Origin of the sequence: Saccharopolyspora endophytica (assembly GCF_018070075.1) — a bacterium.
Taxonomy (GTDB): Bacteria; Actinomycetota; Actinomycetes; order Mycobacteriales; family Pseudonocardiaceae; genus Saccharopolyspora; species Saccharopolyspora endophytica.
The window spans coordinates 606,943-628,546 of record NZ_JAGPXE010000001.1; the positions used below are offsets into that span (position 1 = coordinate 606,943).

24 protein-coding genes are annotated in these 21,604 nt (G+C 68.3%); 17 read left to right on the forward strand and 7 right to left on the reverse strand.

The window, feature by feature from the left end; translation table 11 throughout:
• Nucleotides 1–128 precede the first annotated feature (128 nt).
• The 6 genes from KBO27_RS02935 to map all read left to right on the forward strand — a co-directional run bounded on the left by KBO27_RS02935 (nt 129) and on the right by map (nt 5,399).
• Nucleotides 129–620, forward strand: coding sequence for a hypothetical protein (locus tag KBO27_RS02935; RefSeq protein WP_210968395.1), 492 nt, complete (start codon nt 129–131; stop codon nt 618–620).
• Nucleotides 621–632: 12 nt separating this feature from the next.
• The gene (locus KBO27_RS02940; protein WP_210968396.1) at nt 633–1,286 is read left to right on the forward strand and encodes a hypothetical protein; all 654 of its coding nucleotides are present in this window, start codon (nt 633–635) and stop codon (nt 1,284–1,286) included.
• Nucleotides 1,287–1,558: 272 nt separating this feature from the next.
• Nucleotides 1,559–2,158 carry a hypothetical protein gene (locus KBO27_RS02945; protein ID WP_210968397.1) on the forward strand — a complete coding sequence of 200 codons (600 nt, stop codon included), beginning with the start codon at nt 1,559–1,561 and terminating at the stop codon, nt 2,156–2,158.
• Nucleotides 2,159–2,444: 286 nt separating this feature from the next.
• Nucleotides 2,445–3,758: a preprotein translocase subunit SecY gene (gene secY, locus KBO27_RS02950; protein WP_210968398.1), complete on the forward strand. Its 1,314-nt coding sequence runs from the start codon at nt 2,445–2,447 to the stop codon at nt 3,756–3,758.
• A 194-nt stretch (nt 3,759–3,952) separates the two neighbouring features.
• On the forward strand, nt 3,953–4,507 hold the full coding sequence (locus KBO27_RS02955) for an adenylate kinase (RefSeq protein ID WP_210968399.1): 555 nt from the start codon (nt 3,953–3,955) through the stop codon (nt 4,505–4,507).
• A gap of 97 nt (nt 4,508–4,604) precedes the next feature.
• Complete coding sequence (gene map / locus KBO27_RS02960) at nt 4,605–5,399, forward strand: type I methionyl aminopeptidase (protein WP_210968400.1); 795 nt, start codon at nt 4,605–4,607, stop codon at nt 5,397–5,399.
• 4 nt (nt 5,400–5,403) lie between these two features.
• Here map and KBO27_RS02965 read toward each other — a convergent pair whose 3' ends face one another.
• Both KBO27_RS02965 and KBO27_RS02970 read right to left on the reverse strand, forming a co-directional pair.
• Nucleotides 5,404–6,000, reverse strand: coding sequence for a class I SAM-dependent methyltransferase (locus tag KBO27_RS02965; RefSeq protein WP_307870210.1), 597 nt, complete (start codon nt 5,998–6,000; stop codon nt 5,404–5,406).
• A 116-nt stretch (nt 6,001–6,116) separates the two neighbouring features.
• On the reverse strand, nt 6,117–6,755 hold the full coding sequence (locus KBO27_RS02970) for a class I SAM-dependent methyltransferase (protein WP_307870211.1): 639 nt from the start codon (nt 6,753–6,755) through the stop codon (nt 6,117–6,119).
• A 370-nt stretch (nt 6,756–7,125) separates the two neighbouring features.
• Between KBO27_RS02970 and infA the strand changes: the two genes are divergently transcribed.
• The 8 genes from infA (at nt 7,126) to truA (ending at nt 11,828) form a co-directional block, all read left to right on the forward strand.
• Nucleotides 7,126–7,347 carry a translation initiation factor IF-1 gene (gene infA / locus KBO27_RS02975; protein WP_009948665.1) on the forward strand — a complete coding sequence of 74 codons (222 nt, stop codon included), beginning with the start codon at nt 7,126–7,128 and terminating at the stop codon, nt 7,345–7,347.
• Between the two features lie 53 nt (nt 7,348–7,400).
• Nucleotides 7,401–7,514 carry a 50S ribosomal protein L36 gene (gene rpmJ / locus KBO27_RS02980; protein ID WP_010315372.1) on the forward strand — a complete coding sequence of 38 codons (114 nt, stop codon included), beginning with the start codon at nt 7,401–7,403 and terminating at the stop codon, nt 7,512–7,514.
• A 165-nt stretch (nt 7,515–7,679) separates the two neighbouring features.
• Nucleotides 7,680–8,060: a 30S ribosomal protein S13 gene (rpsM, locus tag KBO27_RS02985; protein ID WP_093414155.1), complete on the forward strand. Its 381-nt coding sequence runs from the start codon at nt 7,680–7,682 to the stop codon at nt 8,058–8,060.
• A 25-nt stretch (nt 8,061–8,085) separates the two neighbouring features.
• Nucleotides 8,086–8,490, forward strand: a complete 405-nt coding sequence (gene rpsK / locus KBO27_RS02990) for a 30S ribosomal protein S11 (protein WP_093414154.1) — start codon at nt 8,086–8,088, stop codon at nt 8,488–8,490.
• Nucleotides 8,491–8,517: 27 nt separating this feature from the next.
• Nucleotides 8,518–9,123, forward strand: a complete 606-nt coding sequence (rpsD, locus tag KBO27_RS02995; protein WP_132624414.1) for a 30S ribosomal protein S4 — start codon at nt 8,518–8,520, stop codon at nt 9,121–9,123.
• 151 nt (nt 9,124–9,274) lie between these two features.
• A complete protein-coding gene (locus tag KBO27_RS03000) occupies nt 9,275–10,357 on the forward strand; it encodes a DNA-directed RNA polymerase subunit alpha (protein WP_132624416.1) in 1,083 nt (360 codons plus the stop codon).
• A gap of 50 nt (nt 10,358–10,407) precedes the next feature.
• The gene (gene rplQ / locus KBO27_RS03005) at nt 10,408–10,929 is read left to right on the forward strand and encodes a 50S ribosomal protein L17 (protein ID WP_210968401.1); all 522 of its coding nucleotides are present in this window, start codon (nt 10,408–10,410) and stop codon (nt 10,927–10,929) included.
• 17 nt (nt 10,930–10,946) lie between these two features.
• Nucleotides 10,947–11,828, forward strand: coding sequence for a tRNA pseudouridine(38-40) synthase TruA (truA, locus tag KBO27_RS03010; protein ID WP_132673952.1), 882 nt, complete (start codon nt 10,947–10,949; stop codon nt 11,826–11,828).
• A gap of 96 nt (nt 11,829–11,924) precedes the next feature.
• Here truA and KBO27_RS03015 read toward each other — a convergent pair whose 3' ends face one another.
• The 3 genes from KBO27_RS03015 to eccE form a co-directional block, all read right to left on the reverse strand.
• On the reverse strand, nt 11,925–12,815 hold the full coding sequence (locus KBO27_RS03015; RefSeq protein ID WP_210968402.1) for an endonuclease domain-containing protein: 891 nt from the start codon (nt 12,813–12,815) through the stop codon (nt 11,925–11,927).
• Between the two features lie 251 nt (nt 12,816–13,066).
• A complete protein-coding gene (locus KBO27_RS03020) occupies nt 13,067–13,798 on the reverse strand; it encodes a hypothetical protein (protein ID WP_132673954.1) in 732 nt (243 codons plus the stop codon).
• Nucleotides 13,795–15,108, reverse strand: a complete 1,314-nt coding sequence (eccE, locus tag KBO27_RS03025; protein ID WP_210968403.1) for a type VII secretion protein EccE — start codon at nt 15,106–15,108, stop codon at nt 13,795–13,797. The genes KBO27_RS03020 and eccE overlap by 4 nt, the downstream gene beginning before the upstream one ends.
• A 164-nt stretch (nt 15,109–15,272) precedes the next feature.
• Between eccE and eccB the strand changes: the two genes are divergently transcribed.
• The 3 genes from eccB (at nt 15,273) to KBO27_RS03040 (ending at nt 18,448) form a co-directional block, all read left to right on the forward strand.
• Nucleotides 15,273–16,844: a type VII secretion protein EccB gene (gene eccB / locus KBO27_RS03030; protein ID WP_210968404.1), complete on the forward strand. Its 1,572-nt coding sequence runs from the start codon at nt 15,273–15,275 to the stop codon at nt 16,842–16,844.
• Between the two features lie 162 nt (nt 16,845–17,006).
• The gene (locus tag KBO27_RS03035; RefSeq protein WP_210968405.1) at nt 17,007–17,318 is read left to right on the forward strand and encodes a DUF2563 family protein; all 312 of its coding nucleotides are present in this window, start codon (nt 17,007–17,009) and stop codon (nt 17,316–17,318) included.
• Nucleotides 17,319–17,320: 2 nt separating this feature from the next.
• A complete protein-coding gene (locus KBO27_RS03040; RefSeq protein WP_210968406.1) occupies nt 17,321–18,448 on the forward strand; it encodes a WXG100 family type VII secretion target in 1,128 nt (375 codons plus the stop codon).
• A gap of 242 nt (nt 18,449–18,690) precedes the next feature.
• Here KBO27_RS03040 and mycP read toward each other — a convergent pair whose 3' ends face one another.
• Both mycP and eccD read right to left on the reverse strand, forming a co-directional pair.
• A complete protein-coding gene (gene mycP / locus KBO27_RS03045; RefSeq protein ID WP_210968407.1) occupies nt 18,691–20,079 on the reverse strand; it encodes a type VII secretion-associated serine protease mycosin in 1,389 nt (462 codons plus the stop codon).
• A gap of 14 nt (nt 20,080–20,093) precedes the next feature.
• Nucleotides 20,094–21,536, reverse strand: coding sequence for a type VII secretion integral membrane protein EccD (gene eccD / locus KBO27_RS03050; protein ID WP_210968408.1), 1,443 nt, complete (start codon nt 21,534–21,536; stop codon nt 20,094–20,096).
• Nucleotides 21,537–21,604 lie beyond the last annotated feature (68 nt).

Consider the following 21,604-nt stretch of genomic DNA (forward strand, 5'->3'; position numbering starts at 1 on the left):
AGTTTCAAGCGAAGGTGGGTTCGCGCAGCTGCTCTTCGACGGTGTTGGCCCCGTCACAGGACTCCCTAGCTTTATCGACGCCGTTTCACCCGGACGGCGCTGATGAATCGAGGGAGGAGCGACGGCATATGCGACCACGACAGGTGGGACGGCGTGCCGTCCTGGTGATCGTCGCGGTGTTGGCCGCGGTTGTCCCGGGAGCAGCGGTGGCCCAGGCCGGTGGGCCGGTGGCCCCGAAACCGGATTCGCACTGCAGCTATCACTTCAGCACCGGCGAGACCCTGTGCTTCGCGACGTTGGCCGAGGCCACCGCGCAGTCGAGGGACGCGCGTGGGGACGTCATCCAGGCGACGTTGTTCGCCGACCCCAACTACGGCGGCGGGAGCTTCACCGTCTACGGCTCCGGCATGTGCGAGAAGGACGGTGTCGTCAACTTCCAGATCAACCTGCCCGACGACTGGAAGAACGTCGTCTCCTCGGTTCAGCCGTGGGGCGGTTGCTGGATCTGGCTTTACCCGGAGCCCGATCTGGGCGGCGAGCGCGACGGGCCGTTCAAGGAGAACACGCCCGACGTCGGTTCGATGCTGAACGACCGCACCCAGTCCGTCGGTCTGAGCTGAGGGGAATTCGCCATGCGAGCACGAACGATTCGCACCCTGGTGGCGTCGGCGAGCGCGTTCGGCGCGCTGATCGTGCCCGTCACCGCGAGCGCGACCGCTGAGGACGCGGGTGTCATCAACGCCCGGGGCGTCAACGCCGCCGAGGACCCGACCGTCCGCGAGCTGCTGGAGAAGTGCGACAACGGCACCGACAGCTGCGTGTTCCACCCGGCCGGCGAGCCGGAGTACTTCACCGCGGACTCCAAGCAGGTCGGCGACCCGGTCTACAACTGCACCCCGGACGACCAGCGCCACAGCGTCACCTGGTCGGACACCACGTCGCAGAGCAACAGCGTCGGTTTGTCGATGACCACCGAGGCCGGCTTCGGCAAGGTCTTCGCCGTCACCTACGAGCAGACCTTCCAGCACACCTGGGAGGAGTCGCACACCGAGTCGCAGTCGACGTTCGTCGACACCGGTTCGCACCAGGTGGGCTGGGTCGAGCGGGCCGCCCAGATGCAGAAGGTGCGCGGCACCTACGAGCTGCACTTCGAGGACAAGTTCCACGACCACTACATCTGGTACGTCAACGACTTCGAGGCGACCGGTCCCGCTCAGGACTCGTCGACCGCGGTCAGCCAGCACTCCCGGGACATGACCCAGGAAGAAGTCGACGCCTGCCCGTGACCGCCCACCAGGCCTGACAGGAACCCCCCGGTGTTCAGGCCCCCGATCACGGCGGTAACCCGTCCCCCGAAAACGGCTGAAGTCCGGTCCCGGACCACGGCCGAAGCCCGGTCCCACCGAATACGGCCGTAATCGGGTTCCTGAATACGGCCGTATTCAGGAACCCGATTACGGCGGTAATCCGGGTTCAGGCCGGGGTCGGGACGGGACGGGTGCGGGTCTCGGGGGTGGGGGTTGTTCGGTTGGTCTTCAAGTTGATCGAGAGGAACTCGATGATGAAGCGCATCGCGATGAGCTGCGCAGCGGCGATCGGGGCGGCTCTGCTGCTGGCCCCGCCCGCCACGGCGGCCGATGAGCCCACGGTTCGCGAGCTGCTGGAGAAGTGCGACAACGGCACCGACAGCTGCGTGTTCCACCCCCAAGGCGAGGTGGAGTACTACCAGAACAGTTCGGAGGCGGTCGGCGCGCCGGTGTTCAACTGCACCGACAAGGAGCAGATGATGAACGTCGCCTGGTCCGACAGCACCGCGGAGAGCAACAGCGTGGGGCTGTCGATGAGCACCAGCTTCGGCGAGGTGTTCAAGGTGACCTTCAAGGCCACCTACGGTCACGAGTGGCGGTCCGAGCACACCGAGTCGCAGACGACTTTCATCACCGTGCGTCCCGGTGAGGTCGGGCAGGTCTACCACGGCCCGAAGATGCAGAAGGCCAAGGGAACCTACGAGCTGCACTTCGAGGACAAGTTCTACGACCACTACATCTGGTACGTCAACGACTTCGAGGCCAGCGGCCCGGCCGACGACCAGGGCGGAACGGTCACCCAGTCCACCCGGGCGATGACCGAGGAAGAAAAGCAGGCGAACTGCGGTTGACCCCGACGTGATCGTCGATCTTCGACAACACCGCAGGTCAAGCTGGGAATAACGGCAACCGCGCCTGGGAGGGCGCGGTTGCCGCTGCTTGGCGGCGATGTTGCGAAACGTTGATCGTCGTGAGGGTTCGGTCGCTGTCCGTATCCACCTCGCGGCCTGCTAAAGTCGCGCGGTAGTGCCGTGGGTTACCACGGCCTTGTCCATGGAGTTTCCCGCCGTGCCGGCTGGCGAAGCCGGCCGCTTGTTTTCCGGCCGGTTCCGACCGGTTCGCGTACAGGAGGTTCGCGTGCTCGGCGCCTTCCGCTCGGCTCTGGCAACGCCGGACCTGCGCCGCAAGATCCTGTTCACGCTGGGAATGGTGGTGCTGTACCGCCTCGGTGCGACGATTCCGTCGCCCGGTGTGTCGTACCCCAACATCCAGCAGTGCATCGAGCAGATTCAGGGCAGCGGCGCTCAGAGTGTCTACTCTCTTCTCACCCTCTTCAGCGGCGGTGCGCTGCTGCAGCTGTCGGTGCTGTCGCTGGGCATCATGCCCTACATCACGGCGAGCATCATCATCCAGCTGCTGCAGGTGGTCATCCCTCGCTTCGAGCAGCTGAAGAAGGAAGGCCAGTCCGGCCAGGCCAAGCTCACCCAGTACACCCGGTACCTCACGATCGCCCTGGCGGTCCTGCAGGGCACCGGCATCGTCGCGCTCGCGGTGCGCGGGCAGCTGTTCCAGGGCTGCTCGGTCTCGCCGATCCCGGACGACTCGGTCCTGAACCTGATCACCATCGTGGTCGTCATGACCGCCGGTGCGGCCGTCCTGATGTGGATGGGCGAGCTGATCACCGAGCGCGGCATCGGCAACGGCATGTCGCTGCTGATCTTCGTCTCGATCGCCTCGCGGATCCCCGCCGAGGGCGGCAACATCCTGAACTCGCACGGCGGCCTGGTCTTCGCCATGGTCTGCCTGTTCGCGGTCGCGATCATCGCCACCGTGGTGTTCATCGAGCAGGCGCAGCGCCGGATCCCGGTGCAGTACGCCAAGCGCATGATCGGCCGCAGGATGTACGGCGGCACGTCCACGTACCTGCCGCTGAAGGTGAACCAGGCGGGTGTCATCCCGGTCATCTTCGGTTCGTCGCTGCTGTACCTGCCGCAGCTGATCGGTCAGCTGGCGGGCAACCAGGACAGCTGGTGGGCGCGCTTCCTGCAGACCTACATCGTCGATCCGGCCAGCTGGGTGCACATCCTGCTGTACATGCTGCTGATCATCTTCTTCGCCTACTTCTACGTGTCGATCACGTTCAACCCGGAAGAGCGGGCGGACGACATGAAGAAGTTCGGCGGGTTCATCCCCGGTATCCGCCCCGGTCGCCCGACCGCGGAGTACCTGAGCTTCGTGCTCTCCCGCATCACGCTGCCCGGCTCGCTGTACCTGGGCATCGTGGCGATCCTGCCGATGTTCTTCCTGGGCCTGACCGGTGGTCAGGGCCAGAACCAGAACTTCCCGTTCGGCGGCACCGCGGTGCTGATCATGGTCAACGTGGGTCTGGACACCGTGAAGCAGATCGAGAGCCAGCTCACGCAGCGCAAGTACGAGGGTTTCCTCAGGTAAGGTGGAGCGTCCGGGCGTGTGCTGCACACGCCCGGACCAGCGTGCTTGCCCTTGCGCGGACTTCCGCATGGGCGTGTTCGCCCGCCCCTCGTCAATGCGTAGGGTGGTTGGGATCGCAGCGCCGTCGGTACGGGGCGGTGCCGCGTAGCTCGTCAGCAGTTGGCGCGCGATGGTGAGGATTCGGAGGCAGACCCTTGGTGCGATTGGTTCTCGTCGGCCCGCCTGGTGCCGGTAAGGGTACCCAGGCGGCTGTGCTCAGCGAGAAGCTCGGTGTGCCGCACATCTCCACCGGAGATCTGTTCCGCGCGAACATCGGCAACTCCACGCCGCTCGGCCAGAAGGCCAAGAGCTACATGGACGCCGGTGAACTGGTGCCGGACGAGGTCACCAACGAGATGGTGCGCGACCGCCTCGGCGACGAGGACGCGGCCCAGGGCTTCCTGCTCGACGGCTACCCGCGCAACACCGCTCAGGCCGAGGTGCTCAGCGGCATCCTCGGCGAGAAGGACCTCGCGCTGACCGCGGTCGTGCAGTTCGACGTCCCGGAGGAGGAGCTGGTCAAGCGCATGCTGGCGCGTGGCCGCTCGGACGACACCGAGGACGTCATCCGCCGCCGGCTCGCGGTGTACCACGAGGAGACCGAACCGATCCTGGGCTACTACCGGGACAAGGTCATCAAGATCGACGCCATGGGCTCGATCGAGGAGATCACCGGCCGCGCGCTGGAAGCGCTGCGCAGCCACCAGTGAGCGTTCGCGCGGCCGGTCACCGATGGTGGCCGGCCGTCGCATTTCCCTCGCCGGGCGCGAACCGGCGTCGTCCAGCAATACTTCGAAGGTGAGTGCCTTGTTGCGTCGGGGTAAGGGCATCGAGCTCAAGTCGCGCGGTGAGATCGAGGCGATGCGGGCCGCTGGCCTGGTCGTAGCGCGTGCGCTGGCGGCCGTCCGGGAGAAGGCCGTGCCGGGTGCGAGCACCGGCGAGCTGGACGCCGTCGCCGAGCAGGTCATCCGCGACGCCGGTGCGGTGCCCTCGTTCAAGGGCTACCACGGCTTCCCCGGTTCGATCTGCGCTTCGCTGAACGAGAAGGTCGTGCACGGCATCCCGTCGGTGCGCGAGGTGCTCTCCGAGGGAGATCTGCTGTCGGTCGACTGCGGCGCGATCCTCGACGGCTGGCACGGCGACTCCGCCGTCACGCTGGCCATCGGTGAGATCAGCGACGCCGACCGCGCGCTGTCGGCCGCGACCGAGGCGTCCATGTGGGCGGGCATCGAGAAGGTGCGCGCCGGCAACCGCCTCACCGACATCTCGCACGCCGTGGAGACCGCTGCGCTGTCGGCGGCTGCGGCCGACGGCCACGACTACGGCATCATCGCCGAGTACGGCGGCCACGGCATCGGCACCCAGATGCACATGGAGCCGTTCCTGCCGAACCTCGGCAAGCCGGGCCGCGGCCCGAAGCTGCGGGTGGGCATGGCGCTGGCGGTCGAGCCGATGCTGACCGGCGGCACCGCCGAGACCGAGGAGCTCGACGACGCCTGGACCGTCGTCACCGCTGACGGCTCCCGTGCGGCCCACTGGGAGCACACGGTCGCCATCACCGAAGACGGTCCCTGGGTCCTCACGGCCCCGGAAGAGGCCTGAGCCCTCAGCCCTTGGGGCGGCGGCAGGCGTAGACGCGCGCCGGCGGCACGTTGCGCCAGACGGCGCTGCGGGGGAACACCTCGTCAAAGGTGTCGTCGAGCGCGCCGATGAACTCCTTGGTCTGCGCCCGCCACAGCGTCGTCAGGTAGGTGACGGTGGTGAACACCCCGCCCGGGGTCATCACCGCGGCGGCCTCGTGCAGCAGCTCGCGCTGCTTGTCGCCGGGCAGCAGCGTCCACGGGATCGAGCTGATCACCGCGTCCACCCTGTCCACGCCCGCGTCGGCGAGGAGTTTGCGCAGGTCGGAGGCGTCCCCGTGGATCACCTCCAGCCACGGCTTGGTGCGGTTGAGGTAGCGGACCAGCTGCGGATCGATCTCCACCGCCAGATGTCGCGACCCGGGTGCGACGCGCTCCCGGATGGGGTCGCTGAGCGCCCCGGTGCCGGGGCCGAGCTCCAGCACCGTGCTGGGGCCGTGGCTGGGCACGACGTCGGCGACCGCGCGGGCCACGTGCTCCGAGGTCGGCAGCACCGCGCCGACCTTCGACGGGTTCTGGACGGCGCGGCCCAAGAACATCAGGTACTCGCGTGACTTGCTCACGGCTCTCCTGCCCTCCCCGGGTTTGATGCCGCCCGACCGTAACCGGTCCGCAATCGGACCTCCACGTCGACCGAAACTCGGCCTTTCGCCTGGGAAGTACCCGGTTGTCGGAATCCTCAGACCAGGGGACGGCGGCAGATGTAGTGCAGGATGGGCGGGAAGTTGCGCCACGTGGTGTGGGTGAGGACCTCGTCGAAGGTCTCGTGCAGCCGCTCGCGGAACCGGCGCGCGTTGCGGGTGCGCTCGGCGGGGACGTAGGTCAGGGCCGTGAACGCGCCGTTGGGCGTGAGGACCTTGGCAGCCTGCTCGAGTATGTGGCCCTGGGCCTCGTCGTCCAGCAGCGACCACGGGATGCTGCTGACGACCGCGTCGACCCGGTCGATCCGGTGTTCGGCGAGCACCGACACCAGGTCGCCGGCGTCGCCGTGCACGACCTCCAGCCACGGCTTGTGCTCGCGCAGGTGCGCGACCATGTCGGCGCCGAGCTCGATGCCCAGGTGGCGGGCTCCCGCGGGCAGGCGGGCGTGGATGCCGTCGGACAGCGATCCGGTCCCGGGGCCGAGCTCGACCACGACGGGGCTGCCGGTGCTGGGCACGACCTGCGCGACGGTGGCCGCCACGGCGGCCGAGGTGGGTGTGGCGGCGCCGACCATGTGCGGGTTGCGGACCGCGGTGCTGAAGAAGGTCCGGTATTCGGCGAGCTTGCCGGTCAACGCCTGCACCGGGCTGCCGGTGGGCTGCTGCTGCGCTGTCACGCTGCTCCTCGGGTGTTTCCGGGGTGGGCGCGCCTCGACACCGGTGTCGAGGGTTCGAGTATGTGGTCGAAAGTAGTGAGGGCCCGAAGATCGGCGCAAGCCGCCGGTGGCGGCGGATGCGGTGTGAGCAGCCCCGATGTGTGGTGCTCATCGGGCTGCGCGTACGATGGACTATCGGCGCACGAGTGGCGCCGGTTCGTTGTGCCCGGAGTGTCCGTCCGCGCGACTCTGCTCAAGAGTATCCGGATCGGGTGGTCATCGGTATTTCGAATCGGATCCCGCGTGTGTCGGTCATGCGTGCCGGGGCCTCCGGCTCGTGTGGCAGGGGCTTTCGCCCCGCAAACCGTCACCGTCACGAAACGCGGAGGACATGGGCAAGAAGGACGGGGCCATTGAGGTCGAGGGTCGGGTGATCGAGCCGCTTCCCAACGCGATGTTCCGTGTCGAGTTGGAGAACGGCCACAAGGTCCTCGCACACATCAGTGGCAAGATGCGCCAGCACTACATTCGAATCCTCCCCGAGGATCGGGTTGTGGTGGAGCTCTCGCCTTACGACCTCTCCCGTGGGCGCATCGTCTACCGCTACAAGTGACCTCCACGGTGTCCGGGGAGACCTGGACACGCGTCCAACAGGAGAGCACGACCGTGAAGGTCCAGCCGAGTGTGAAGCGCATCTGCGACAAGTGCCAGGTCATTCGTCGTCACGGACGAGTCCTGGTGATCTGCGACAACGCCCGACACAAGCAGCGTCAGGGCTGACCGCAGACCACTGAGGTCGCAGCAAGCGAAACAGAGAAGAACTCCCACGACCTGTCGGCTCGCGAGTTGAGCCGGCTGACCCCCGGACCAGGCCGGGGCTCCGCACATCCCGTGCGGGGGCGGCGTGGGAGCAGACCTGGACTGACATAAGGAGAAGGAGCCGACATGGCACGGCTCGTTGGCGTCGACCTCCCGCGCGAAAAGCGCATGGAGATCGCGCTTACCTACATCTTCGGGATCGGCAAGACCCGGGCCAAGGAGATCCTCTCCGGCACCGGCGTCTCGGCCGACGCGAAGCCGCGTGACCTCGACGACGAGCAGCTGACCAAGCTGCGCGACTTCATCGAGGAGAACTACCGGGTCGAGGGTGACCTCCGCCGCGAGGTCCAGGCCGACATCCGCCGGAAGATCGAGATCGGCTGCTACGAGGGTGTGCGCCACCGTCGTCACCTGCCCCTCAACGGGCAGCGGACGAAGACCAACGCGCGTACCCGCAAGGGGCCGAAGAAGACGGTCGCCGGCAAGAAGAAGGCCGGGAAGAAGTAAGCCTCGCTAGGAGAAAGCTAAAGCTATGCCACCCAAGGCTCGCGCTGGCGCCGTCAAGAAGGTGCGGCGCAAGGAAAAGAAGAACGTTGCCCACGGGCAGGCTCACATCAAGAGCACGTTCAACAACACGATCGTTTCGATCACCGACCCCACCGGTGCGGTGATCAGCTGGGCCTCGGCCGGCCACGTCGGGTTCAAGGGCTCTCGCAAGTCCACCCCGTTCGCCGCGCAGATGGCCGCCGAGAACGCGGCCCGCAAGGCCGCCGAGCACGGCATGAAGAAGGTCGACGTCTTCGTCAAGGGTCCGGGTTCGGGCCGGGAGACGGCGATCCGCTCGCTGCAGGCCGCAGGCCTCGAGGTGGGCACCATCCAGGACGTGACCCCGCAGCCGCACAACGGCTGCCGCCCGCCGAAGCGTCGTCGGGTCTGAGCCGCGGGAAAGGAGTAAGGATCACCAATGGCTCGTTACACCGGTCCCGCGACCCGCAAGTCCCGTCGTCTCAAGGTTGACCTTGTCGGCGGAGACCAGGCATTCGAGCGTCGCCCGTACCCGCCGGGGCAGCACGGTCGCGCGCGCATCAAGGAAACCGAGTACCTGCTGCAGCTCCAGGAGAAGCAGAAGGCCCGGTTCACCTACGGCGTGCTCGAGCGTCAGTTCCGCGCGTACTACGAGGAAGCCAACCGCCGCCCGGGCAAGACGGGTGAGAACCTCCTGCAGCTGCTGGAGAGCCGGCTGGACAACGTCGTGTACCGCGCCGGTCTGGCTCGCACCCGCCGCATGGCGCGTCAGCTCGTCAGCCACGGTCACTTCCTGGTCAACGGCAAGAAGGTGAACGTCCCCAGCTTCCAGGTTTCGAAGTGGGACATCATCGACGTCAAGCCGAAGGCCCTGGGCACCACGCCGTTCCTGATCGCCAAGGAAACCCTCGGCGAGCGCCCGGTTCCGGCCTGGCTCCAGGTCGTGCCCTCGAACCTGCGCATCCTGGTGCACCAGCGCCCGGAGCGCGCGCAGATCGACACCCCGGTCACCGAGCAGCTCATCGTCGAGCTCTACTCGAAGTGACGCGTCCCGCCGGCGGCCTTCCACGAGGCGGCCGCCGGCGGTCCGCAACCAGCGGTGGCGGTGCAGGAATCCGTCGCCGGCCCGCGATCTTTCGCGGGCATGCCGTTCCATCGGCGTCAAATAGCGGGCGCCGTGAGGAAAGGAATACGAAGTGCTCATCTCCCAGCGACCCACACTGTCCGAAGAGGCCGTGTCGGAGACCCGTTCCCGGTTCGTCATCGAGCCGCTGGAGCCGGGCTTCGGTTACACCCTGGGCAACTCGCTGCGTCGTACGCTGCTCTCCTCCATCCCGGGGGCGGCGGTCACCAGCCTGCGCATCGACGGTGTGCTGCACGAGTTCACCACGATTCCGGGTGTGAAGGAGGACGTCACCGACGTCATCCTGAACATCAAGGAGCTCGTCGTCTCCTCCGAGGAGGACGAGCCCGTCACCATGTACCTGCGCAAGCAGGGCCCGGGTGAGGTCACCGCCGCGGACATCGTCCCGCCGGCCGGTGTCACCGTGCACAACCCCGAGCTGCACATCGCCACGCTGAACGCGAAGGGCAAGCTGGAGATCGAGCTCGTCGTCGAGCGTGGTCGTGGCTACGTCCCCGCGATGCAGAACAAGCAGACCGGCGCTGAGATCGGCCGCATCCCGGTCGACTCGATCTACTCGCCGGTTCTGAAGGTGACCTACAAGGTCGAGGCCACTCGTGTCGAGCAGCGCACCGACTTCGACAAGCTGATCCTCGACGTCGAGAGCAAGCCGTCCATCACGCCCCGCGATGCGGTGGCGTCGGCCGGACGCACTCTCGTCGAGCTGTTCGGGCTCGCCCGCGAGCTCAACGTCGATGCCGAGGGCATCGAGATCGGCCCGTCGCCGGCGGAGGCCGACACCATCGCGGCCTACGCGATGCCGATCGAGGACCTGGACCTGACGGTTCGCTCTTACAACTGCCTCAAGCGGGAGGGCATCCACACCGTCGGCGAGCTGGTTTCGCGCAGCGAGGCCGACCTGCTGGACATTCGCAACTTCGGTGCGAAGTCCATCGACGAGGTCAAGATGAAGCTGGCCGGTCTGGGCTTGGCCCTCAAGGACAGCCCGCCCGGGTTCGACCCGTCCGCAGCTGCGGCCGAGTACCCCGCGGAGAGCTGGACCGCCGAGGACGAGGTCATCGTCGGCTCGGCGGGTCCCGTCGAGGACAACGGCTACGACGACGGTCAGGACTACGCGGAGACAGAGCAGCTGTAGCTGTGTTGCGCGTCCGGGGTTCACCGGCGCGCCCTCGAGAGGAGCAACCGATGCCCACCCCGACCAAGGGTCCGCGTCTCGGCGGGTCCCCGTCGCACGAGCGGCTCATCCTGGCCAACCTGGCCACCTCGCTGTTCGAGCACGGTCGGATCACCACCACCGAGGCGAAGGCGAAGCGGCTGCGGCCGATCGCCGAGCGGCTCATCACCAAGGCCAAGAAGGGCGACCTGCACAACCGTCGCGAGGTCATGAAGACCATCCGCGACAAGGACGTCGTGCACAAGCTCTTCGCCGAGATCGGCCCGTTCTTCGCCGACCGCAACGGCGGTTACACCCGCATCATCAAGACGATGCCGCGCAAGGGTGACAACGCGAAGATGGCCGTGATCGCGCTGGTTGCGGAGAAGACCGCGACCGCCGAGGCCGAGGCCGCCCGCGGCACCAAGTTCGCCGCTGACGAGCCGAAGGCCGAGGAGCCCAAGGCCGAAGAGACCGTGGAAACCACCGAGTCCGCTGAGGCCCAGGTGGAGACCACTGAGGACACCGCCGCCGAGAAGAAGGACGAGTCCTGATTCTGGCCGGTGATGCTGTGAGCGAGCCCGCTGTTCCCGCTGGGGATGGCGGGCTCGTTCGCGTGCGCCTCGACCTGTCCTACGACGGCACGGACTTCAAGGGCTGGGCCAAGCAGCCGGGCCTGCGCACCGTGCAGGGGCTGGTGGAGGACGCGCTCGCCAAGCAGCCCCCGGGGCGCGAGGTGCCCAAGTCCGTCGTGGTCGCCGGTCGCACCGACACCGGTGTGCACGCGACGGGTCAGGTGCTGCACTTCGACGTCGTCCCGCTGGATCCCGAGGCGCCCGGTCGCCTGGCGGTCGATTCGAGCGGGATCCCGGACCTGACGCGCATGGTCCACCGGTGGAACCGGATCCTCCCGCCGGACGTGCGGGTTCTCGGCGCCCAGGTGGTCCCTCCGGAGTTCGACGCCCGCTTCTCGGCGCTGCGGCGCCACTACCGCTACCAGGTCTCAGACGCCCCGTGGGGCGCCGATCCGCTGCGGCGCAAGGACACCCTGGCCTGGAACCGCCCGCTGGACGTGGACGCGCTGAACGAGGCGTCCCGAGAACTCCTGGGCCTCAACGACTTCGCGGCCTACTGCAAGCCCCGGGAAGGGGCGACGACGATCCGCGAGCTCCAGCGCTTCACCTGGAACCGCGTGGAGGACAACCTCATCGTCGCCGACGTCTCGGCCGACGCCTTCTGCCACTCCATGGTCCGCAGCCTCGTCGGCACCCTCCTGATGACCGGCGACGGCCGCCGCGCGGAGTCCCACCCGGCGGACCTCCTGGCGGCCCAGACCCGCACCACGGCGGTCGCCCCACCCCACGGCCTCACCCTCCGCGCGATCGACTACCCCGCGAACTCAGAACTCGCGGCGCGGAAGCACCAAACCCGAGCGACCAGAACCCTCCCCTGAGCCGGTGCTCCCAGCTCCCCGCCGAATTTCGCGAGAATTTCGACCCCAAACTTTCAAGGTCGAATTTCGCGCGAAATTCGACCTCGCACCTCACTTCTACAGCCCGAGAGCGTTCTTGACCGCGCTGGCGACGGCTTTGGGGGTCCCGTAGAGGTCGTCCCGGGTGACGACGATGACGGTCCAGCCGCACTCGCGGAGTCGTTGCCGCCGTGCCTCGTCCTTCGCGCGCTGCTCTGCTCGGGCATGCCAGTTCCCGTCGTACTCGACGGCGACCTTCTCCCTCTCGAAGGCGAGGTCGAGGCGCGCGACGAAGTTCCCCTCCAGGTCGAAGACCTCGAACTGCGGGATCGGGTTCAGCCCGGCGTGCACGAGATCCACGCGGAGCATGGATTCTGGGATCGACTCGGCGCGCGCGTCCACCAGCGCCAACGACCGCAGCGCCTTGCGGTAACCGTAGTAGTGCCGTTGGGCGATGAAGTTCTGCAGCGATGTCTCATCGACGAGGCCGGCGCGCAGCATGGCATCGCAGTTGGCCACGCCGAAGCGAACCGAGTTCCTCGCGAGCACGTCGAATCCCGCGCGGGTCATCCGAGCCAGGTTGATGCCGTGCCAGGGCACGTATTCGTCGTCCTTGCTCTTGCGGGCCCACGCGCGGATGCCGAACCGCCGATTCATGTACTTGTGATCGCTGACGAGCACTTCGACATCGTCGTTGGGGCCCGCGAGGTCGACTCCGAGCAGGGTTGCTGCGGAACGTCCTGTGATCACGGCGTCCTCGGGCAGCGCCATCGCCGCAGCGAGGCATCGAAGTTCATGGGTGATCAACGCTTCGCGGAGGGTGTAGATCCCTTGCGACACCCGGGTGTAGCACTGGGCCAGCTTGTCATCGGAGATGCCGCGAGCCTGTGCTTCAGCACGGGTGAAAAGCGGCGGACGCCGGGGATCGAAGTCAGCAGAGGCGAAGTCCATGAGAAACAGAGTGTGCATGATAAGCACGGTCTGTCATGCAAAATCCGACATCTGTGGACAAAACAGCTGCCTGTGGACTACTCAAGGTGACCGGGAGGGTGAGGTTCTCGAATTTCGCGAGAATTTCGACCCCGAACTTTGGAGGTCGAATTTCGCGCGAAATTCGGATCGGGCACTGGGGGTTCGGCTCGGAACCTGGGAGTGGAGAGCGCGGAGCCCCCGGGAGCGAGGTGCTTCCGGGGGCTCCTTGGTGGTTCAGGGGGAGGAGGTCAGTCGCCTCGGCGGATGGGGCCGAGGATCTCCTTCTCCTTCTGGTTGGTCACCAGGCGGATCATCGTCCAGGTCATGTTGCCCAGCGCGATGAGCTGGTCGTCCTGCAGCTGCGTGAGCGGCTGCACCTGGTGGTTGCGCAGGCTCCAGATGCGCTGGGCGAGCTGGGCCTGGTTGAGCGGCAGGCGCTGCAGCAGGACCAGGTCCGCGGTGTTGGCCGCGGTGCCGCTGCTGACCTGCGGGTGCAGGTACGGCAGCACGTACATGGTCGTCTGCCACGGCGCGCGCGGCGGGAACAGCTCCTGCGGAACGGCGCCGCCGTCGTGGATGACCAGCAGCGGGGTGTCCTCGGAGGACCGCGGCAGGTCGAACGGGGCGAGCCGGCGGATCTGCACCAGCGGAACGGGCTTGCCGTCCGGGGTTTCACCGGCGGCGCGCTCCAGCATCTTCCACGCGGCGGGACGTCCGGTCGCGACGATCACCCACGCGCCGGTCGCCATGGCCCGCAGCGCGAGCTGGCGGGCCAGGTAGAGACCGCCGACGGTGACCATGCGGGTCGGCATCGAGCGCAGGATCGACGCCGCCTGGGCCTCGCCCTGCGGGTCGGATCCGATGATCACGCCGCCGCGGTCGCCGGACGGGCTGATGGCGTCCAGCGTCTCCGGTGTGACGAGGAACTCCGGTGCGACGCCCTGGCTTCCGGGAACGTCGATCGTCCTGCTTCGGCTCATGCCGCACCTCCGAGCGGCAGCGTCGCTGCGTAACCGGCCAGCTGCGAACCGCGCAGCGGCGTGAGGGTCAACCCGAGTCGGTTGCTGATCGCCTTCAGCCGCGCGTCGGCGGTGTCCAGCTCGGCGGGGGTGCGGGCCGAGACCCGCACCAGACCGCGCAGCCCGACCTCGTTCTCCTCACCGACCGGCGAGACCGACAGGGCGATGCTGGTGGACAGCGCCCGGATGCCGGTGAGCGCGTTGAGGCTGTCGTTCATCTGGTTCGGCCACGAGGTGATGGCGTAGCTGGAGTGGCCGACGCCACCCGCGGTGACGCCGTCCCAGCGCTCCTTGAGGCCCACGGGCCGCTGCGAACCGAGCACGCTGTGCAGCTCGGCGGAGGAGATGCCCGCCTGCAGCAGCTCGTCGGGGTCCAGCGGGCGGGCCGGAATTCCGCGCTGCTCCAAGGAGGAACGCACGCGGGACAGGGCGCCGATCAGCGCGCGCTGGGCGCCGAGCACGCCGCCGCCGCGCTCGCCGATGGCCTTCGCGCACCGCTGCGGGTCGAGCCGCACGGCGATCCAGGTGGTGCGGCGGGCCGCGGCGGGAAGCCGGCCCAGCACCTCCAGGTAGGAGTTCAGCGCCGGGGAGTTCGACGGCAGGGCCGCGCTTCCCGGGTAGCAGTGCCAGATGACCTGGATCGCGTCGAGCACCACCCCGCGGTCCTCGAGGCACGGCACGAGAACGCCCAGCGGCAGGTTCGGCGCGTTGTCCACGGGGTTGAGCAGCGAGGGGGTCGGCTCGACCATCAGCACCGCGGTCCACTTGCCGTTGTGCCAGGACATTCCGACCGGGTTCCGGTCGTGGTCCTGGGTGCGGGCGATCACGAGGTCTTCGACGACCAAGCGCAGCAGGGCGACCCGGTGGTTCTCGTCCGGGCCGATGATGCCGTCGCCGTCCTTGTCCTCAGCGGGTTCGGCGATGTCGACGTTCGCCGGCTGCGAGGCGCGGGTGTGGTTGCGGCTGCGGTATTCGAGCACCAGCCCGAACCACTGCGTGAACCAGCGGCCACGACGCCGAAGCAGCGCGATGATCAAGGCCAGCAAGGCGATTCCGCCCGCGATGGACCACATGACGGGGTCTCGCGGGTTGATCAAGAAGACGCCGGCGCCGATCCCCAGGCCGACTTCGATGAGCACGATGTTGGCCGCCGGGATGCCGGCGAGCGTCACGCCGTTGATCCGCCGACGGCGCGCGCGAATCCGGGCGCGGGTCGGGTTGACGGCCCCGGGAGCCTTCGGCTGGGCCGGATGTTGTGTGGGCACGGACATCCGTTCGGTCTCTCCCCCTCGCAGGTAGGTGCGGCGGACGCGTTCGTCGGAGTTGAGCCGCGTGCAGAGAATACTGACGGAGTCCGCCGAACCGCACCCATTCGGTATATCTCAGCGACTATCCTGCGAAACCGTACCTCGGACGGGAGAGCTGTAGGCGAAGAATGGCATCAACACCCACAACGAAGTCACAGGTTCAGGCCTATCGGTTCGTGCTTCGCCGCATGGAGTCGGCGCTGGTGCGGAAAGACGCGGTGATGCTCCACGATCCGATGGGCTCGCACAAGCGGGCCACGGTCGCGGGTGCGGTGCTGGCGGCCGTCGGCGTAGTCGGGTTCCTCGTCTGGGGCCTGTTCGGCGGCAAGGGCACGGTTCCCGAACCGGGGAACATCGTCGTCGCAAAGGAGAGCGGCAGCGTTTTCGTCGTCACGTCTGACGACAAGGCGCAGAAGCGGCTGATCCCGATGCTCAACATGGCATCGGCGAAGCTTCTGGTGATGCAGCAGGGCGGCAAGCAGGGCAGCGGTGCGGTGCCGACGACCACGGTCAAGGAAGCGGCGCTGGCGGACTTCCCGCGCGGCCCGCTGACCGGCATGGTCAACGCCCCGACCTACGTGCCGAGCGCGGACAACCCGGCGGAACCGTCGTGGGCGATCTGCGATGTCGGCCAGGTGCAGGGCAATCTGAGCTCCTCGCGCGTGGAAGCGGCCACGAAGGTCGAGACGACCGTCATCGGCGGTGACGGCAACCACGGCATCGAGCTGGACCCGAAGCAGTCGCTGTTCGTCAAGGACCAGAGCTCGGGCGAGGAGTACCTCGTCTACCGGGCCCATCGGGAGAACCAGCCCAACACGCACGCGGTGAAGTCGAAGATCGCTAAGAGCGAGACCGTCGTCCGCGACGTCTTCGGCCTCAACGGCGTGACCCCGCGCACGATCAGCACCAACACGCTCAACGCGATCCCGAGCGTCCCGGAGCTGTCGGTCCCGGAGATCGACGGTGAGGGCACGCCCGCCTCGTACCTGAACCGCTACAAGGTCGGTGACGTGGTCAAGCGCAGCGTTCCCGGTGAGCGGGAGCAGTTCTTCGTGCTGCTGCAGGACGGAAAGCAGGAGCTGAGCGCCGAAGGTGCGGCCGCCGTGCTGCACGCGGGCAAGGTCTCCAGCCGGGAGATCCCGAACGTCACCGGCGCCATCACCGACGCCAAGCCGACGGACAACCCGCTCAACCTCGACTACTTCCCGACGTCGGTGCCGAAGCCGGTGTCCTTCCAGCAGGCCGACACGTCCTGCCTGAGCTGGAAGAACGTCGGTGGCTCGCAGATGATCACGGTCACGCTGAACAAGGGCACCCCGGCGGTCAAGCCGGCGGTGAAGCTGGCCCAGTTCGACGGTTCGGGCCCGCAGGTCGACTACTACTACGGCGCGGCGGGCAAGGCGGCCGTCGTGCGCGGCACGTCCAACGAGGCCGGTGCCGAGAGCGGCCCGATCTTCCTGGTCTCCGACCAGGGCGTGCAGTACGGCGTCAAGGACCTCGCCACCGCGCAGGGGCTGGGCGTCGCCAAGAGCGCCGGTGACATCAAGGCGGGTCCGTCGTGGCTGATGCGGAGCCTTCCGCGCGGCGACTTCCTCGACCCGGCCGCCGCCAGCGTCACCTACGACTCGGTCCCGGTCCTGCCGGGCGGCGTGAACCGCCCCGCCCCGAAGCCGCAGGCCGGAGGAGCCGCCGGAGGCTGATTCGCGCGGGTGAGGTGGGGAGTTTCAGCGGAAACGCCTCGCCTCGCCCGGGAACCGAACCGCCGGTGTCGAACGTCCGAGGGAACGAGCGAACCGCCCGCAGCCACGGTGAGCTGCGGGCGGTTCGTCTTGGTAGCGAGATCCGATCTGGGAGGTGGGCGGATGTCGGGGATCAGGATCGACATCGAGTGGCTGTCGACCCACGCGCGGCAGGTGAAGGAAGCCGGTGAGGACATCACCACCGGCCGGGCGAAGCTGGCGGAGGCGGAGCTCACCGGTGCGTCGTTCGGCGAGATCGGCCGGGAGTCCGGTGCGCCCGAGGCGTACCAGCAGCTGTGCGAGCAGCTGCTGGACCGGCACTGCAAGGCCGCCGAGACGCTGACCAGCGCGGGCGACGAGCTGCGCGAGGTGGTCGACCACCACTCCGTCGGCGACGACGACAGCGCTGTTGACCTGCGCAGACAGGAGGCCTGACGATGTCGACCGAGCACCAGCACTACCTCGCGGGCATCGCCGAGGAGCTCGACGTCCCGTACTTCTCGCCCACCGCCGTCGACGAACTCGTGGGCAGGCCGGCGGATTTCCGCGCGGCGGCCCAGGTGTGGCGCGAGGCCGCCGAGGTCGTCGAGCAGTCCACCGGTGACGTCGACGGCGAGCTGGGCGGGATCGACACGGCCTGGCAGGGCGCGGACGCGGAGGCGTTCGTCGCGCACGTCCGCGACGCCGGGCTGGCGGGCAAGGACCTCGCCGATGCGATGACGGGACTCGCCGACGCCCTGGAGCACACCGCGGAGGGCGTCGGTGCGCAGGAACGACGCCTGAACGAGCTGGTCGCCAGGACCGCCGACGACGTCAGGGCCGCCATGACCGCCGCTGACGCCGAGCGCGCCCGCGAGCACCTGGCCGACCTCGCCGAACCCGCCCGCGAGCTCCTGGAGTCCATCGCGGACTACTACATGGCCTTCACCCGGCTCTGCGACGACATGGCCGGAGTCGCGACCCGCGAGCCCGGCCGCTGGGAGGCTCAGGCCCCGGCCGAGGTCTCCGCTGGAACCCCGGCCGCCCCGGGGGCTTCCGACGCCGCGGGAACTCCGGAATCCGCGGGGACCGCGCAGCCCGCCGCGACGACTGCGGCGTCGGCGGAGTCCGAAGAGGACCAGCCCGGTGCCGGTGCCGCTGCGGGCGGCATCGCCGCAGGCGCGGCCGTGGGCGCGGCCGGCGTGGGCATGGGCATGATGCCGATGGGCATGATGGGCGGAATGATGGGGCAGCGGGGCGGCGGCAACCAGGAGCGCCAGAACTCCTCCCGCCTCAAGTCCAACCCGGATGACCTCTTCGGCTCCCAACCCGACGCGCCCCCGGCGGTCTTCGGCGAGCCGGCGAAGTCCCAGCAGCCCCAAGCGGATCTCAAGTCCCAGGCGGCTCAGAAGCCCCAGGAGCCGCAGGCGACCCCGGGCAAGCTGGACCTGCCCTCGACCCTGCAACCGGCACCGCCGAAGCCCTCGATCGACGAGGTCCTGGCGCCCAAGGCGGAAGCCAAGCCGAAGCCGGAAGCGGGAACCGCGGGCGTCGGCGACGCTCCGCCCCCGAAACCCCGAGGCTGATCCGATCCAGCGCTCGCGAGGGCAACGGGCGGTTCTGGTCCGAACTGACCAGGCAAAACGGTCATCGATCATGAACGGTTCGGACCAGAACCGCCCGCTGCCGAGACACCTTCACCGAGATTTGGGGGTGTTGTCATGTTTGGGCGAGATGTACGTTGTTGAACGCGCGGTGTGGATGTGAGAAAGGGCCGTCTCCCAGGGGAGACGGCCCTTTCTCGGTTCTGCGAAGCGGAGGTTTCGCCTCAGCGGTTCTGGCGGGCTCGGGCGCGGACGCTGCGGACCGCGTTGGTGAGGAACGCCGTGAAGACGATGCCCGCGATCCCCGCTCCCGCACCGCCGATGGCGACGATGATGGCCGGGAAGTCCTTCTGCTGCAGGGCGTCCGCCGCGAGGTGCGTCGGCTTCTTCGGCGGCGCCTGCTTGCCGTGCTCGGCCGGGACCACGTCCTGCAGCGCGGCCATCGGGTCGATCATGCCGTAGCCGACGATGTCGTTGCGCCCGTTGACGCCGCCCGGGTGCAGCGCGGTGGTCTTGATCCGCTCCATGACCTGGGCCGCCGACATCGTGGGGAACTTCTGCTTGATCAGCAGGGCCAGTCCGGACACGTACGGAGCCGCGAAGCTCGTGCCCTGGATCGGGGCCATCTTCCCCTGCTCGCCCTCGGAGATCTGGCTGACCAGACCATCACCGCCGTTGCCGGGGTCGAGCGCGATCAGGTTCTCGCCGGGAGCCGCCACGTCGACCCAGGGACCCGGGACGGTGAACTCCGACGGCGCTCCCTGCTGGTTCAGCGAGGCCACGGTGAGCACCTCGTCGTCGAACCACGCGGGCAGCACGGCCGTCGACGGACTGCCGGGGGAGTTCTTCTGGCAGTTCCCGCCGACGTTGCCCGCGGCGGCGACGATCACGATGTCCTGGTTGTAGGCGTTCTTGACGGCGTTGTGCAACATCTGGTTGCCGTAGTCGTCGTACCTGCTGGCCTGCGCGATCGGCTGGCACGAGGACTGCGAGATGTTGATGACCTTCGCGCCCCGCGAGGCCGCGAGGTTGATCGCCTGCGCCATGGTCTCGGTGGTGCCGACCGTGGCGTTGGTCTGGTCGTCGACGAAGAGGTTGGACGTCTGCCGGATCGACAGGATCGTCGAGTCCGGAGCCACACCGACGTAACCGGTTTCACCGGTCGGGTCGGGATCGGCGGAGATGACGCCGGCCACGATCGTCCCGTGCCCGTCGCAGTCCTGCGTGCCCCGGCCGTCGGAGGTGATCGACGTGCCGCCGGGCACGACCGCGCCCAGCCGCGGGTGGTTGTTCACCCCGGTGTCGATCACGGCCACCATCTCGTTGGCCCCGGTGTATCCCAGCTCGTGCGCCCGCTCGTAGCCGAGGACCAGCTGGCTCCAGGGCTTCTCGGGGATCGTGCTGCCGGGACTGCCGTTCATGCAGCCCTGCTTCTGCGGGAAGTTCTGCGGCTTGAGCGACGTCCCGGTCTGCTGGCTGGGGTCCAGCCGCGGCGGTCCCACCTGCTGCGCGAGGGCCGGGGCCATCGGTCCGCTGAGCCCGAGGACGCCCACCGCGGCGCACAGCGCGAGTCCGCGCCGTGCGCCGCGAGAGCGGGGGTGCTTGAAGCCCATGTGCGAGGTCCCTCTTAGAAGTTCAGGTTCAGGTCGCGGATGGCCATGTAGAGGTCCATCGCGGCCAGCGCCAGCGGGAGCACCAGGGCGATGAGGACGGCTTCGAGGATGTCGACCATCCGGCGCTGCACCGGCGAGAACCGGCGGTTCGGGAACACCACGCCGAAGATCACCGCGAGACCGCCCAGGATCAGCAGCGGCGGGAACACGGCCGCCACGAACACCGGGTTGTCGGCGACCTGCACCAGCAGTCCGACGGCGATGCCGGCCGAGGCCAGCAGGCCGTTGAACAGCAGCGCCAGCGCCTGGCTGCCGTTGGCGTAGTTGCGGCCGCGCAGCAGCAGGACCGCGGCGACGACCACGGCGAACGCCGAGCCCCAGATGGGGTTGGTCGCGGCGGCGACCATGGCGCCGACGGCCGCGACGACACCGCAACCGATGATCAGACCGGTCATGTACTGGTGGGCCAGCCCGGTCTGCTTCTCGATCATCCGGTAGTCGGGGAACCCGGAGTCCTCCTTGAGGTCCTCCGCGCTGCCCGGGACGTGCGGCAGCGGCAGCTTCGACAGCTGGATGGTGATGCGCGGCAGCAGGGAGATCCCGGCCAGCGCCACGGCACCGGCGCCGGCGGCGACGCTGGAAGCGCTGACCTGTGTGAAGATCGTCGCGACGGCGAAGGCGATGGTGCCGAAAGCACCGGCAGTGGCCGCTGCGATGAACGTCACGATGCCCGCGCCGATCACCATGATCGAGATCGAGGCGAAGATGAACGCCAGCGCGCTGCCCAGCAGCAACCGCGGTTCCAGCGTGTTTCCGGGAACCATGTTGAAGCCGGCCACGAACGCCATCGGCAGACCACCGGCACCGGCGATCACGGTTCCGGTCGTGGAGGCCGCGTAGGCGCGGGTGACCATCGAGCCGATGCCGGTCGCGAAGATCGCGATGACCATCGCGGTCACGGCCGCGGCCAGCTGGAACACGACCGCGGTCGTGCCCTGGATGGTGGTCGGGTGCAGCATCCCGGCGGGACCTGCGAGTCCGAGAGCGGCGGCTGCGGCGATGAGACCCAGTGCGCCGGCGGCGTGACCGACCTTCGCGGAGGTCTCCTTGGTCCACGGCCGGTAGCTGCCCGGTTCGGCCTCCGCGAGCGCGTCGACCACGTCGTCGTAGAGCGGCGGCGGCGGGTCGTCCGACCGGCGGCGCAGTTGCAGGATGTCGCCGTCGACAACTCCCTGCGAGGACAGCGACTGACTCGGATCGAGGGCCGCGCTCTCACCGAGCTTGGCCAGCACCCAGCCGCCGTGCCGCGAACCGCCGTCCGGGGTCATCTCGCGGGCCATATCCAGCAGCATCGGCAGCAGGTCCGCCACCGATACGTCTGAAGGCAGCGCCAGGTCGATACGAGTTGTAGGCGCCACCACCGTCACGCGGCTGAACACCGTGGTCCCGGTCGCCACTTGGGCCCCCTACTCCCTGAAGTTGATTGCCTTGCATTCGTTTGTCGAGGGCTCGATCCAACCAAGGC

Coding starts and splice junctions, on each gene's coding strand:
- rpsD (WP_132624414.1), top strand. CDS start 8,518: ATGGCTCGTTACACCGGTCCCGCGACCCGCAAGTCCCGTCGTCTCAAG.
- rpsM (WP_093414155.1), top strand. CDS start 7,680: ATGGCACGGCTCGTTGGCGTCGACCTCCCGCGCGAAAAGCGCATGGAG.
- infA (WP_009948665.1), top strand. CDS start 7,126: ATGGGCAAGAAGGACGGGGCCATTGAGGTCGAGGGTCGGGTGATCGAG.
- KBO27_RS03015 (WP_210968402.1), bottom strand. CDS start 12,815: ATGCACACTCTGTTTCTCATGGACTTCGCCTCTGCTGACTTCGATCCC.
- KBO27_RS03040 (WP_210968406.1), top strand. CDS start 17,321: ATGTCGACCGAGCACCAGCACTACCTCGCGGGCATCGCCGAGGAGCTC.
- eccE (WP_210968403.1), bottom strand. CDS start 15,108: ATGTCCGTGCCCACACAACATCCGGCCCAGCCGAAGGCTCCCGGGGCC.
- KBO27_RS02940 (WP_210968396.1), top strand. CDS start 633: ATGCGAGCACGAACGATTCGCACCCTGGTGGCGTCGGCGAGCGCGTTC.
- KBO27_RS02935 (WP_210968395.1), top strand. CDS start 129: ATGCGACCACGACAGGTGGGACGGCGTGCCGTCCTGGTGATCGTCGCG.
- KBO27_RS03035 (WP_210968405.1), top strand. CDS start 17,007: ATGTCGGGGATCAGGATCGACATCGAGTGGCTGTCGACCCACGCGCGG.
- mycP (WP_210968407.1), bottom strand. CDS start 20,079: ATGGGCTTCAAGCACCCCCGCTCTCGCGGCGCACGGCGCGGACTCGCG.
- KBO27_RS03020 (WP_132673954.1), bottom strand. CDS start 13,798: ATGAGCCGAAGCAGGACGATCGACGTTCCCGGAAGCCAGGGCGTCGCA.
- eccB (WP_210968404.1), top strand. CDS start 15,273: ATGGCATCAACACCCACAACGAAGTCACAGGTTCAGGCCTATCGGTTC.
- KBO27_RS02945 (WP_210968397.1), top strand. CDS start 1,559: ATGATGAAGCGCATCGCGATGAGCTGCGCAGCGGCGATCGGGGCGGCT.
- rpsK (WP_093414154.1), top strand. CDS start 8,086: ATGCCACCCAAGGCTCGCGCTGGCGCCGTCAAGAAGGTGCGGCGCAAG.
- rplQ (WP_210968401.1), top strand. CDS start 10,408: ATGCCCACCCCGACCAAGGGTCCGCGTCTCGGCGGGTCCCCGTCGCAC.